Genomic DNA, 13459 nt, shown 5'->3' with positions numbered 1-13459 from the left:
TGTGCGCAGCGGGCAGACAGCGGGTCAGAACTTGTAGCGCAGGCCCAGCAGGTACTGGCGGCCGGTTTCGGCGTACTGCAGCGGCAGCTGGCCGGTGCGCGGCGAGGACACCCATTCGTCGGAGGCTTCGTTGGTGAGGTTGATGCCTTCCAGGCTCAGCTCCAGCTGCTTGCTGATCTTGTAGCGCAGCGAGGCGTCGAGGATGGTGGTGCCGGTCATGCCGTGCACGCCGTCGACGTTGAAGCCGGTTTCCGCACCCGGTGCCTGGGTGAGGTAGTCGTCGCGGTTGGTGGCCGACACGCGCCCGGCGAAGGAGTCGCCTTCGTAGAACAGCGTGGCATTCCACGACGAGCGCGACAGCCCGAGCAGGTCGTTCTTCATCACCGGTGCGCCGCTGCTGGCCAGGTACTGGATCTGCGAATCGACCCAGGTGTAGTTGAGCTGCACGCCCAGGTTGGCCCACTTGCCCGGCAGGAAGGTGAAGGGCTGGGTGTAGTTGGCTTCCACGCCCTTCAATTCGCCGCCCGGGGTATTGAGCGGGATGCTGAAGGCAAAGTCGTCGTTGACGGTGGCGCCGGTGCCCTCCAGCAACGAGGCCGGCAGGCCGCTGCTGGAGTACGGACGCACTTCACGCGCGGTCTGGATGAAGCTCTCGATGTCCTTGTAGAACAGGCCGACACCGAGCATGGCGCCTTCGTTGAAGTACCACTCCAGGCCGAGGTCGACATTGGTGGCTTCGATCGGGTCCAGGTCCGGGTTGCCGCCGGCCACTGTGCGCGCACCACCGGCCACCGCCACGGTCACGCCGGGGGTGAGGCTGCCCAGGCCGGGGCGGCTCATGACCTTGGCCGCGCCCAGGCGCAGCAGCAGGTCCGGAGCCAGCTCGGCGACCAGGTTGAACGAGGGCAGCGTGTTGTTGTACTTGCGGCCCACGGTGGTCAGCGCCGGTGCGTTGTTGATCAGCGCATAGCCGGTGGACTCCTGCTCGGTGCGCACATAGCGCACGCCGAAGTTGCCCGACAGCGGGATGGCGCCCAGGTCGGTGGAGAACTCGCCCATCAACCAGACGCCGCGGTCCTTTTCCTCGACGCTGCGGCTGTTGTTGACGCGCGGCGCCACGGCGAAGGTGCCGCTGTTGCTGTAGATGCCGAACAGGTCGGCCACCGCATCCAGGTTGGGCACCACCCAGCTGGACGGGCTGCCGTTGATGCCCTTGAGCCCGGCCTGTTCGGTCAGGTCGGCCGGCACGATGGTGCTGCCGTTGGCGAAGGTGGGCACGGACAGTTCGTTGGCGCGGCGCAGCTCGACGGTGCTGAAGCTGTAGTTCTTGGCCAGCACGCCGCCCTTGAGGCGGAAGCCGGGGCTGATGTTCCAGTTGAAGTCGATCTGGCCGGTGTCGAAGTCGTTGTCCACCGACTGCGGACGCAGGCGGATTTCAGCCAGTTCCCAACCGGCGGGGTTGGTCGGGTCGATGCCGTAGTTCAGCACCGGCGCGCGGCTGTTGCCACGGTAGTCGTAGCTGTACCCGTCGACGTCGTACTTGTCCATGATGATGGTGGTCTGCACCGGGTTCTCGTGCGCCGAGCGCGAGGTGCCGACCCGGGCATTGATGCTGAAGTCGTCGTTGAAACGATGCTCCAGGTCCAGGCTGACCTGGGTGAACTTGGTGTTCCACTCGTCGTGGCGGTTTTCCGAGCGGATGTCGACATTGTCGAACTCGCCATAGACCAGCGCGTTGTTGCGAATCTCGCCGTTGCGCACGATGGTGCCCGGCTTGCCGTCGCGCTCCGGCCGGCGCGGGGTGAGCCCGTCGCGGTTGCGGCTGAAGGAGATCGCTTCGATGTAGTGCTCGTCGCGCTTGGCGTCGATCTTGGAATACAGCGCGTCCAGCGACAGCGTGGTGCGGTCGGTGGGCTTCCACTGCAGCGAGCCGGTGACGCCCAGGCGTTCCTGGTCGTGGATCTGCTGGGTGTAGCGCGGGAAACGCGGGTGGTAGACATCGGCCGAGCGCGCCGCGGCGTACGGCGAGGCGGCACTGAAGTTGCCGTTGCTGGGGCCGTTGGCCCAGCGGCCGGTGTTTGCGCCTTCTTCCAGCACCTCGCGCTCGGTGTAGGCCACCGACAGCAGGGCACCGAAGGTGTTGTCGGCCCAGGTGTTGGCGATCAGCGCGGCCACGCGCGGGTTGGCCTTCTCGGCCATGGCGTTGTAGGCGGCCTGGCCGCTGGCGGCGAAGGTGAAGCCGTTGTAGTCGAACGGGCGGGCGGTGCGCAGGTCGACGGTGGCGCCGAGCGAGCCTTCTTCCACATCGGCCGAGGCGGTCTTGCGCGCGATCAGCTGCGAGAACAGGTCCGAGGCGAACACGTTGAAGTCGAAGCCGCGGCCACGGTTGGTGCCGCCGCTCTGGTCGCCGGCACCGACGGTGGTGAGCGCTTCCATGCCGTTGATGCGCACCCGGGTGAACTCCGGGCCCAGGCCACGCACCGAGATGGCGCGGCCCTCGCCGGCCTCACGGGTGATCACCACGCCGGGGATGCGCTGCAGCGACTCGGCCAGGTTGAGGTCGGGGAACTTGCCGATGTCCTCGGCGACAATCGCATCGACCACGCCGGCTTCGCCGCGCTTGATGTCCAGGGCCTTTTCCACCGAGGCGCGATAGCCGGTCACCGTGACGGTGTCCAGGTCGACGGCCGGTTCTGCGGGCGCTTGGGTGGTTTCTTGTGCTGCCAGGTGGCCGCTCAGCGCAAGGCCGATCGACAACGCCAGCAAGGTAACCGGTGTCTTCCGGCTGGTGGTCCGAAATTGCATGTCCTCCCCTCCCAAGGGTCCATGAACAACATGAAAGTCTGGTTGTGAGCGGCAATGACACCGCTGGTCAAAACGACGTTACCAGCTGAATCCTCCCGTAACATCTTGCAGCGCAGCAGAAAACGTCACCAAATTTGCCCAAAAGGGGTGCAAGCGGTCACTGCGCGTCGCATCATGGGCCTCGCCCGGCGCGTTTGGCGCCGGCTAGAATGACACCGATGGTCATCCTGACGCGCGACGGTTCCCCCACACCGTGACGCACCACACAGCCGAGGTAATTGCCGCATGAGTCGTGCCCGTATCCTGTGCTTTGGAGAGTTGTTGCTGCGCCTGGGGGCGCCTGGTCACGAGCTGCTGCTGCAGCAACCGCGGCTGGATGTGCATTGCGGCGGGGCCGAGGCCAATGTCGGCGTGTCGCTGGCGCATTTCGGCCATGACGTGGCCCTGGTCAGCACGGTGGCGGACAACCCGCTGGGGGCGGCGGTGCTGGGCGAGTTGCGCCGCCACGACGTGGACACGCGGCATGTGCGGCGGGTGGATGGGCGCATGGGGCTGTACTTCCTGACCACCGGCGCGATCCACCGCCCCAGCGAAGTGGTCTACGACCGCGCCGACTCGGCGTTTGCGCTGGCCCCGGCCGACGCCTACGACTGGCCGGCCCTGGTGGACGGGGTGCAGTGGCTGCATCTGTCCGGGGTCAGCCCGGCACTGGGTGCGGACGTGGCGCAGGCCACGCTGGCGGCGGCACGCGCGGCGCGTGCGGCCGGGGTCAAGGTCTCGTTCGACGGCAATTACCGGCCCAAGCTCTGGCAACGCTGGCAGGGCGATGCGCGCGGCATCCTGCACCAGCTGTTCGCCTGCGCGGACGTGGTGTTTGCCGACTACCGCGACATCGGCGTGGTGCTGGGCGGCGAGTTCCCGCAGGAGACGCTGGAAGCGCGTGTGGAAGCGGCGGCGCAGCAGGCCTTTGCCGCATTCCCGCAGCTGCAGCTGATGGCCTGCACGCAGCGCGTGGCGCATAACGTGGATCACCACAGCCTGGGCGCACTGCTGGTGCCGCGCAGTGGCGCGGTGGCGCGCGCGCCCAGCGAGGAACTGAGCCCGATCATCGACCGCATCGGCGGCGGCGACGCGTTTGCCGCCGGCGTACTGCACGGCCTGATCGAAGGCTGGTCGCTGGACGACACGGTGCGCTTCGGCCTGGCGGCCGGCTGCCTGAAGCACTCGATTCCCGGCGATTTCAATCCGCTGTCGGTGGCCGATGTGCAGGCCTGCGTGGGGGATGCGCGGTTTGATGTGCGGCGCTGACGCTACGGGAATCGGGAATCGGGATTGGGGAATCGTAAGAGCTTAAGAGCGCTGGCTTTCGGCGCTCTGTCCAGGCTTGTTGCTAACGGAGCGCGGTGCGCTGAGGGCTGATGCGCCCGTGGGCAGCGGGCAGGTGCTTGCTAGGTGTTGTTCGCTGCGCTCACGCGTTTCAGGCGGGCGCACGGCTGCGGCGTTTGTTGGTGATCCATTTGAAGCCTGCGCTCAGCAGCACCACACACAGCGACGCCGGGACGCTGAAGAACAGCGTGATCAGCAAGGCGTGGTTCCAGGGCGGTGCAGAGCCGTCCTGCATCACCACGGCGCAGACGACGGCCGTGGTGATCAACAGATTGGCGATCGCCTTCAATGACCAGTGCAACCTGACGAGGCGCAGCAACACGGCACAGGCCACGCTGACCACAACGGCCAGCACCAGAAAGGCGATCAGTTTGTCCATTGGGGGCGGGGATTTGGGATTAGGGAGTGGGGATTCGTAACAGCAAGGGCAGCCGGCATCGCGTGCCGATTGTCCTTGCCGCAACGCATTTGGATCCGCCGAAGATCAGCGATGCAGCCACCCACCGCTCTTGCAAATCCCAAATCCCGATTCCCGAATCCCTGCTCTCAGCTCAGCTCGATGCAGTCGAACTTCACGTCCGTCTCCACATCGGCGTCGTAGTCCACATCGTCGCGCTCGAAGCCGAACAGCTTGAGGAACTCGTGCTTGTAGCCGGCGTAGTCGGTGAGCTGGAACAGGTTCTCGGTGGTGACCTGCGGCCAGAGCGCCTTGCAGGCATCCTGCACGTCGTCGCGCAGTTCCCAGTCGTCCAGGCGCAGGCGGTTTTCGGCGTCCACCTCGGCGGGCTGGCCATCTTCGCGATACAGGCGCTCGCGGAACAGGCGGTCGAGCTGCTCGATGGTGCCTTCGTGCAGGCCCTTTTCCTTCATGATCTTGTAGACCATGGAGATGTACAGCGGCATCACCGGGATCGCCGCGCTGGCCTGGGTGACCACCGACTTGAGCACCGCCACGTTGGCGCTGCCGCCGCGCTTGGCCAGGCGCGCGTTCAACCGCTGCGCGGTGTGGTCCAGATCGACCTTGGCCTTGCCCAGCGCGCCGTGCCAGTAGATCGGCCAGGTGATCTCGGTACCGATATAGCTGAAGGCCACGCTGCGCGCGCCATCGGCGAGCACACCGGCGCCTTCCAGCGCGTCGATCCACAGCTCCCAGTCCTGCCCGCCCATCACGGTGACGGTGTCTTCGATCTCCTGCGCGCTGGCCGGCTCGATCGAGGCCTGGATGATGGTGTCCTTGTTGGTGTCGATGGCGGTGGCGGTGTAGGTGTTGCCGATCGGCTTGAGCGCCGAGCGCTTCACTTCACCCGTGCCCGGCAGCTTGCGCACCGGAGAGGCCAGCGAATACACCACCAGGTCGACCTGCCCGCCCATCTCGGTCTTGATCAGCTCGATGACCTTTTCGCGTGCGGCATCGGAAAACGCATCGCCATTGATCGACTTGCTGTACAGGCCCGCAGCCTTGGCGTGCTTGTCGAACGCGGCGGAGTTGTACCAGCCGGCGGTGCCGGCCTTGCTCGGGCTGCCGGGTTTTTCGAAGAACACGCCGAGCGTGTCGGCACCGAAGCCGAACGCGGCGGTGATGCGCGAGGCCAGGCCGTAGCCGCTGGATGCGCCGATCACCAGCACCTTCTTCGGGCCGTCGTTGCGGACGCCGCGCGCGCGCGTGGCCGCGATCTGCTCGAGCACATTGCGCTCGCAGCCAAGCGGATGCGTGGTGGTGCAGATGAAGCCGCGCACTTTGGGATGGATGATCAACGTGGACTCCTGGTCAGCAAGATGCTGGCGGCATCTTAATCGCTGGCCTGCTGGCGAAACAGCCTGAGGCGCACCACACGCCGCTGTATGGCGTTGCATGAAGCCCGCCTACAGCGCCTGGCATGCCGCACGACCGGGCATGTATCTTCCGCGCACGGACGCGAACGAACGGCGATCACCATCGATTTCCTGCGTCAGCGCCTGTGCTACTTTTGCGCCTGCCGTGCCGTGCCTGGCCGCGCCTGATGGCGATCGTCGAGGCTCCTCCCACCGTGCGACCGGTATCCGAGCGAATGTCTCTTCGAAGCGAGCGCGTCACGCAGCTGGGCTCCGTCCCGCGGTTTCGGCTTGGGCCCTTGCTGGTCGAGCCGGAACGGCTTGCCCTGATCGACGACGGCCAGACCATCGCGCTGGAACCGCGCATGATGGAAGTGCTGATCGCGCTGGCCGAACGTGCCGGCGAGGTGGTCAGCGCCGAGCAGTTGCTGATCGAGGTGTGGCACGGCAGCTTCTACGGCGACAACCCGGTGCACAAGACCATCGCCCAACTGCGCCGCAAGCTGGGCGACGACAGCCGCCAACCGCGCTACATCGAAACCATCCGCAAGCGCGGATACCGGCTGCTGCCCAAGGTGGTGTTTCCCGACGATTATCGCGGTGCGGTGATGGGCACGCAGGTGTGGGGACACGGCAGCCCGTATGTGGGGCTGCAGGCGTTCGATCCCGCACACGCCGAGGTCTTCTTCGGCCGCAGCCATGCGATTGCGCAGGTGCTGGGCGCGATGCGCGCGCAATTGCACAGCCAGCGCGGGCTGGTGCTGGTGAGCGGTGCCAGCGGCTGCGGCAAGACCTCGTTGCTGCGCGCCGGCGTGGTGCCGTTGCTGGCACAGCCCGGCGGGCTGGATGGGCTGGAAGCCATTGCGGTGGCGTACTGCAACCTGGCGCAATGCCGTGGCGGCGATGTGCTCGACACACTGGCGCGCGCACTCGGTGACTGGGAAGCGGGTGGGCGCGCGGTGTTTTCGCCGGCGCAGATGGCGGCGTTGCCCGAGTGGCTGCAGCGCCCTGCCCCGCTGCATGCGGCCATTGGCGAGGCGATGCGTCAACGCCCACCAGCGCGCGACAGCGCACAGACCCAGCGCCATCTGCTGCTGGTGATCGACCACGCAGAAGCGCTGGTGGCCACGCCCGGGATCACCGATGCCGACCGCGCCGCACTGGCCGCGGCCTTGCAGGCGCTGTGCAGCAGCACGCAGGTGGCGGTGCTGATGCTCACCCGCAGCGATTTCTACCCGCGCCTGATCGACGCCTTGCCGCAGATCGTCGAACTCAAACGCGGCGACGGGCACGTGGATCTGCTGGCGCCGCGCGATGGCGAGATCGGCCAGATCATCCGCGTGCCGGCGGCCATGGCCGGGCTGCGTTTTGAAGAGGACCGCGACAGCGCCAGCCGGCTGGACGATGTGCTGCGCGATGCCACCGCGCGCCAGCCCGATGCCCTGCCGCTGCTGCAGCACCTGCTGCATGCCCTGCACGCGCAACGCAGCGACGACGGGCTGCTGACCTTTGCCGCCTACCGCGCATTGGGCGGGCTGGAAGGCGCATTGGCGCACCATGCCGAACACACCTTCCGTGCCCTGCCGGCTGCCGCACAGGCGGCGCTGGGCGAGGTACTGAGCTTGCTGAGCGTGATCCATCCCGACAGCGATGCGGTGACCGCGCGGCGTGCGCTGTGGTCGGCGCTGCCGGCGCACGGCGCAGCGCGCGTGCTGGTGGATGCCTTCGTGCAGGCGCGCCTGTTCGTCAGCGAGCTGGTGGCCGGCGAGCCGGGGTTTGCGGTTGCGCATGAAGCCTTGCTGCGGCAATGGCCGCGCGCGGCCGAGTGGATCCACGAAAACCGCCGTCTGCTGCAGGCACGCAAGCGGCTGCAGCTGGCCGCACAGCGCTGGGCAGCCGAAGGCCGGCGCAGCGATCACCTGCTCAACAGCGGGCGCCCGTTGAGCGAAGCGCGCGAGGCGGCGCGGCGCATGCCGCAGGATCTGGACGCGCTGGATCACGCGTTCCTGCATGCCTGCGAGCGCTCGCAACGCCGCCGCCGCGGCCTGTATGCAGCGGCAGCGACCTTGCTGGTGGTGCTGGCGAGCGCCTCGATGCTGCTGGGCTGGCAGGCGCGGCAAGCGCAGCAGGTGGCCGAACAACGGCGCGACCAGGCCCAGCAACTGGTGAGCTACATGCTGGGCGACCTGGCCGAGCAGTTGCGCACGGTGGGCAACCTCAAGCTGCTCGACAGCGTGGGCAGCCGCGCGCTGCGCTACCTGGAAGACCTGCCCAGCGCGAGCATGCAGACAGGCGATCTGATCAACCACGCCCGTGCGCTGCGCACCACCGGCGAGGTGCTGATGAACCAGGGCAAGCTGGACGAGGCGCAGGCGGCATTCACGCGTGCCGCCGCCACTGCCGAGCAGGCGCGTGCGCGTGCACCGGCGTCGCTGGAGGCGCACGCCGAAACCGGGCAGACCGCGTATTGGCTGGGCGATCTTGCCTACCGGAGCAAGCAGTTGCCCGTGGCACAACGCTACTGGTCGCAGTACCTGGCCGCCTGCGAACACCTGGTGCGCGCCGCGCCGCAGGATCCGCACTGGCAACTGGAACTGTCCTACGCGCTCAACAACCTCGGCACGCTGGCCAAGGAGCAAGGCCGGACCGGCGCGGCGATCGGCTTGTTTGCACGCTCGATCGCCCTCAAGCGCCAGTTGCTGGCGCGCACACCGGACAACGCGGCGCTGCGCTACGAGCTGGTGGACAGCCTGTCCTGGCTGAGCCTGACGCAGGAAATGCAGGGCTCGCTGGCCCCCGCCGAGCAGGGTTACCGCGAGCAGATCGCCATGCTGCGTGTGCTGGTCGACCACGATCCCGACGCGCATGCCTGGCGCAGGCGTCTGGCCGGCTCACTGATCCGCGTCTCCAACCTGGCACTGGCGCGCGGCCAGCTGCACCAGGCGCAGACCGATGCGCAGGACAGCCTGCGCATGCTGCAGGCGCTGGTGGCCTTGCAGCCGGACAATGTCGCCTGGCGCCGCGATCTGGCGCATGCCGACGCCCAGATCGGCTGGATGGCCGCGCTGGACGGGCAGCCCGAACTGGCGGTGCGGCACCTCGAGCGCGCCCGCCAGACCATGGCCGGGTTGCTGACACAGGCGCAACCGCTGCCGGAGTGGCAGTGGCTGGACGCCATCATCGCGCTGCGCCTTGAGCGCGTGCAGCGCACGCGCGCGGGCAACCACGCCGATGGCCTGGCGCCGATCGTTGCGCAACTGGATGCCCTGCACCGCGCCAGGCCCGACGATCTGCTCGGCCTGGCCGCGCTGGCCCAGGCGCTGGTCTGGCAGGGCGAACACCAGGCCGCCGCCGGCGACGCAGCCGGCGCACGCGCGGCGTGGCAGCGCGCGGTGGCCGTACTGGGCAAGGACATCGGCAACAGCCGCGACAAGAACCTGCTGGACCCCTGGATTCGCGCACAGGTGCATCTGGGCCAGCGCAGCGCCGTTACGCAACAGCTCGGATGGCTGTATCACGCGGGCTACCGCCACCCGGGATTCGTCTCCCTCTATGCCCCGCTTTTCAAGGAACAGGACAGCTCATGACGGACTTCAAGATCAAGCTCACGGTGGCGCGGGTGGGATTCGGCGGCAACACCGGTGCCGGCGAGTATTTCTACAGCTTCGCCCCGGACCTGCTGATTGTGGACAAGCACGACAAGGCATCGACGCTGCACTATTACTTCGATGAAGACGTCGTCCCCCGGCATTTCAAGATCAGGAGCCTGCTGAGTTCCGATGCCTTGAAACAGATCGGGCAACCCACGATCAGCCCCGACGGCCGCAGCGTGCAGGTCACCAATGCCAATAGCGTCCCGACCCTGATCTTCCTGACCATCATCGTCGAGGACGAAAGCCGGAAGGACAAGAAGACCTGGTTCAGCTGTGACCCCCAGGTGGGCAACGATCCGCAGATCAACCCGCAGGAAACCCCGCCCCGGCCGTAAGCCCTGCGTCGACAACCGTCTGGCGGCTCGTCGCCAGGCGGTGTGTTGTTGCGGCACAGCGTGCGCATGCGCGGGGCTTGGGCCAGCGATGGCCGAGCCACTGCCGCAGATACCTAAGGTCGACCTGCACACTGGACCAGTTGCCACGGAGGAGACTCCTGGCGGTCGCGATATATCGCGCTGCGAGCTGGCTGGCGTGCGCGTTGCCGGGCGCTCCGGCCAACCGTAGATCGCGGCAGGCAGGCCCGCCGCGGTGTCGCCCGCGTCGCCTGGCGACGTTCTTACTTATCCCACGCAGTCCCACGCGCGCGGCTGGATGCCGGCCGGCGCGTTCGCCAGGCCGGCAATGCAATGCGGTGCCACCGGGTGGCGCCGGTCATCGCGCTCGGAGCCGTTGCTGAAAGCCACCTTGAACTGGCCGCGGCTAGACCACGCGCCGGGTATGCCGGTGCCGATGCGATGGGTGCTGCCAACGCCGCGCCCTGCCCATGACCGACAGGCCGGGCCCGGGCTGCAACCGCCCTGGTCGGTCTGGGCGGACAAGCTGTCGCAGGTTCGTGCCGCCGCGCCCTGCGCGGTCAGGTCGCAAAGCGCCACGCCGACACGCAGGTCGCGCTCGGTTGGCGGCTGGGTGTGCAGTGCGGCCTGGACCCAGGCGATCGGCAAGTCGGCCTGGGTGGGCGCCGCCCAGGCGCTGGTGGACAGCACGACGATCAACACGAACAGATACCGGACCAGGCGCATGACGCACTCCGCAGCGGACCGGAGCGCGGCGCGTCCCCGAGCGACCTCGGTGGCCGCCGGACGACCTTCCCGCCGGGCCGCCCACACGACCTGACGGCAACCTTACGGTTGTTGCCCAATCCTTCCGAATCCGGGAAATTCCTTATGAAACAATGCCATGCAACCTGGCGAGATCGTGTCCGATTCCCGATTCCCGATTCCCGATTCCTGAGTCCGCTCTGACCAATCCCCACTCCCGACTCCCCAATCCCCGCCCTCAAATCACCCGCAACGTGATCGCCTTCAACACCGCCCTGGTGCGGTCGCGGGTGCCGAGCTTTTCCAGAATGGTGGAGACGTAGTTCTTCACCGTGCCTTCGGCCAGGAACAGCGTGCGGGCGATCTCCTTGTTGGAATAGCCGCCGGCGAGCAGGCGCAGGATCGCCACCTCGCGCTCGCTGAAGGTCTCGCGCGGGGGCTGCTGGTCGCGGAACTGGTAACGCGCCCGCACCGGGTCGGTGCTGACCGGCTGCAGCAGGGTCTCGCCGTGGGCCACCCGCTCGATCGCCTCGCGCAGGTCTTCCGGGGCGGCGTCCTTGAGCAGGAAGCCCTGCGCGCCGGCCTCGGTGGCGCGCAGCAGCAGGTCGCTGTCGTCGAAGGTGGTCAGCAGCAGCACCGGGGTGCGGTCGCCACGGGCGCGCAGTTGCTGCAGCGCCTGGATGCCGTCCACGCCGGGCATGCGGATGTCGCTGAGCACCACGTCCACGGTGGTGCTGACCAGCGCGTCCAGCAGGCCCTGGCCGTCGTCGGCCTCGCAGACCACCTCCACGCCTTGTTGCTGCAACAGCGCGCGCAGGCCCGCGCGGACCAGGATCTGGTCGTCGGCCAGCGCGATGCGATGGGCACTCATGCCGGTAGCCTCGCCATCAGATGCATGCCGCCAGTGGGCGTGCGGCCAAGCTCAAGCTGCCCGTGCAGGGCGGCCAGGCGTTCGCGCATGCCGGTGATGCCGTTGCCTTCGCGGATGCGCTCGGCGCGGCGGCCATCGTCGCAGATGTCCACCTGCAGCTGCGCGCCCGCGCACTGCAGGTGCACCGCGACCTCGTTGGCGTCGGCATGCCGCACCGCGTTGGTCAGCGCCTCCTGCACCAGCCGCAACAGCAGCTCGGCCACGCGGGCATCGGTGATGCGCACGGCCGGGTCGATCTGCAGGCGCAGCGCCGGGCGTGGGAACGGTGCGGCCAGCGCGCGCAAGGCGGTCTGCAGGTCCAGGCCCTGATCGTCGCGCAGCGACTGCACCACGTTGCGGATGTCCGACAGCAGTTCGGCCGACAGCTGCTCCACCACCGCGACCTCGTCGCGCCGCGCCAGCACCGGGTCGGCACCGAGCAGGCGCAGGTTGATGCGCATGGCGGTGAGCTTGTGCCCAGCCACATCGTGCAACTCGCGCGCCAGGCGCAGGCGCTCGGCATCGCGCGCGCTGTCGGCCAGCAGCGCGCGGGTGGCCAGCAGGTCGGCATTGACGTAGGCCAGCGCATCGCGCGCGCGCTCGGCGCTGCGCGCGTAATGCGCGGTCAGCGCGGCGAAGGCCTGGAAACCGGCGTAGATGCCGACGATCAACCACGGGCGCTCGAACCCGGCCTGCACCAGCAGCGCATACATGCCCGCGTTCAATGCCAGCGCCAGCAACAGCACGCGCACCGGCGGCCAGGTCATGCCCGCCTGCGCGACCAGCATGACCAGCAGCACCGGGGCGGTGCCGGCACGCGGCTCCATCCACACCAGCAGCAGGGCCAGGACCGCCTGCAGCAGCGTGGCGGCAGTGCGCAAGGCATGCAGCGACGGCAACACGGTGTGCAGCAGGAACAAGGCGGTGAAGCCGGCCAGCACGCCCCAGCGCCAGGCGCCCTGCGGTGACGCATCGGGCATGAACGACAACGCCACCGCCGCAATGGTGAACGCGCCGGCCAGCCGCAGCGGATGCGAGAGATGACTTAGGGAAGAATGCATGCGGCGATGCTGACGGCCGCGCGGCCACTCGGCAATGGTGCGCGTGCAGAAAGTGACTTCCGGCAGGTGCGATCGATGACCTGCGGCTCCTGCGATCCATGCGGCGCGTGCGCACACTGGCATCACCAGCCCATCCATCGCCACGGAGTCACGCCATGTCCGCTTCCAGTCTGTTTCTTGCGCTCAATCTGTTATGGGGCGGCTACGAACTGCTACTCAGTCGCCGCCGCCGTGCCGGCGACGGTGGCGCGCACGATCAAGGCACCCTGCAACACCTGTGGCGCGTGTTGTCTGCGGCGGTGGCCGTTGCGGTGGCACTGGCCTACAGCGGCCTGGCCCACTGGCCGCAGGGTTGGGGCGCGCCGCTGCAATGGGCCGGCTGCGCCTTGATCGGCAGTGGGCTGGTGTTGCGCGTGTGGGCCATCCAGGTGCTGGCGCGCTGGTTCACGGTGGATGTGACCATCCAGCCCGATCACCAGCTGGTGCGCAGCGGCCCATACCGCTGGCTGCGTCACCCGTCCTATACCGGCGCGCTGATGGCCTTTTACGGGCTGGCGCTTGGCATGGGCAATGCGTTGTCGGTGGCGGCGATCGTGGTGCCGGTGACCTGGGTCTTTCTGCACCGCATCCGTATCGAAGAGGCCGCATTGCAGCGTGCCTTTCCGCTGGCTTACCCGGCTTATGCAGCGCAGAGCCGGCGCCTACTGCCGCTGGTGTGGTAAGAGTTGATAAGGC

Annotated in this window: 10 protein-coding genes; 4 read left to right on the top strand and 6 right to left on the bottom strand. The window is 67.8% G+C overall.

The features are described 5' to 3' along the window. Nucleotides 1-24: 24 nt before the first annotated feature. Entirely contained in the window at nucleotides 25-2805 is a 2781-nt protein-coding gene (locus ACCQ04_RS00580; protein ID WP_226427097.1) for a TonB-dependent receptor, read from the bottom strand. Between the two features lie 285 nt (nucleotides 2806-3090). Here ACCQ04_RS00580 and ACCQ04_RS00575 point away from each other — a divergent pair, with 285 nt between their 5' ends. Continuing rightward, on the top strand, nucleotides 3091-4113 hold the full coding sequence (locus tag ACCQ04_RS00575) for a sugar kinase (protein ID WP_226427098.1): 1023 nt from the start codon (nucleotides 3091-3093) through the stop codon (nucleotides 4111-4113). Between the two features lie 169 nt (nucleotides 4114-4282). Here the strand turns inward: ACCQ04_RS00575 and ACCQ04_RS00570 are convergent, their stop codons facing one another. Together ACCQ04_RS00570 and fabV are read right to left on the bottom strand one after the other, a co-directional pair. Next, nucleotides 4283-4570: a hypothetical protein gene (locus ACCQ04_RS00570; RefSeq protein WP_184432662.1), complete on the bottom strand. Its 288-nt coding sequence runs from the start codon at nucleotides 4568-4570 to the stop codon at nucleotides 4283-4285. Between the two features lie 167 nt (nucleotides 4571-4737). Next, nucleotides 4738-5946, bottom strand: a complete 1209-nt coding sequence (gene fabV / locus ACCQ04_RS00565) for an enoyl-ACP reductase FabV (RefSeq protein WP_065033226.1) — start codon at nucleotides 5944-5946, stop codon at nucleotides 4738-4740. Between the two features lie 293 nt (nucleotides 5947-6239). Here fabV and ACCQ04_RS00560 point away from each other — a divergent pair, with 293 nt between their 5' ends. Together ACCQ04_RS00560 and ACCQ04_RS00555 are read left to right on the top strand one after the other, a co-directional pair. Beyond that, nucleotides 6240-9590 (top strand): nSTAND1 domain-containing NTPase, encoded by a 3351-nt coding sequence (locus tag ACCQ04_RS00560; protein WP_226427099.1) that lies wholly within the window; start codon nucleotides 6240-6242, stop codon nucleotides 9588-9590. Then, nucleotides 9587-9991: a hypothetical protein gene (locus ACCQ04_RS00555; protein WP_024939867.1), complete on the top strand. Its 405-nt coding sequence runs from the start codon at nucleotides 9587-9589 to the stop codon at nucleotides 9989-9991. The genes ACCQ04_RS00560 and ACCQ04_RS00555 overlap by 4 nt, the downstream gene beginning before the upstream one ends. Nucleotides 9992-10276: 285 nt before the next feature. Here the strand turns inward: ACCQ04_RS00555 and ACCQ04_RS00550 are convergent, their stop codons facing one another. From ACCQ04_RS00550 to ACCQ04_RS00540, 3 genes are all read right to left on the bottom strand, one after another. Continuing rightward, complete coding sequence (locus ACCQ04_RS00550) at nucleotides 10277-10735, bottom strand: hypothetical protein (protein ID WP_226427100.1); 459 nt, start codon at nucleotides 10733-10735, stop codon at nucleotides 10277-10279. Nucleotides 10736-10991: 256 nt separating this feature from the next. Next, entirely contained in the window at nucleotides 10992-11624 is a 633-nt protein-coding gene (locus ACCQ04_RS00545; protein WP_024939865.1) for a response regulator transcription factor, read from the bottom strand. Next, nucleotides 11621-12820: a sensor histidine kinase gene (locus ACCQ04_RS00540; protein WP_167763563.1), complete on the bottom strand. Its 1200-nt coding sequence runs from the start codon at nucleotides 12818-12820 to the stop codon at nucleotides 11621-11623. The genes ACCQ04_RS00545 and ACCQ04_RS00540 overlap by 4 nt, the downstream gene beginning before the upstream one ends. Before the next feature lie 59 nt (nucleotides 12821-12879). Here ACCQ04_RS00540 and ACCQ04_RS00535 point away from each other — a divergent pair, with 59 nt between their 5' ends. Continuing rightward, nucleotides 12880-13446 (top strand): methyltransferase family protein, encoded by a 567-nt coding sequence (locus tag ACCQ04_RS00535; RefSeq protein WP_226427101.1) that lies wholly within the window; start codon nucleotides 12880-12882, stop codon nucleotides 13444-13446. Nucleotides 13447-13459 lie beyond the last annotated feature (13 nt).

The sequence above is a fragment of the Xanthomonas sp. NCPPB 2866 genome, from assembly GCF_041475745.2.
In the GTDB taxonomy this organism is placed as follows: domain Bacteria; phylum Pseudomonadota; class Gammaproteobacteria; order Xanthomonadales; family Xanthomonadaceae; genus Xanthomonas; species Xanthomonas arboricola.
The sequence above is the reverse complement of the archived record's forward strand: the minus strand, read 5'-3'. Positions and strand labels throughout refer to the sequence as shown.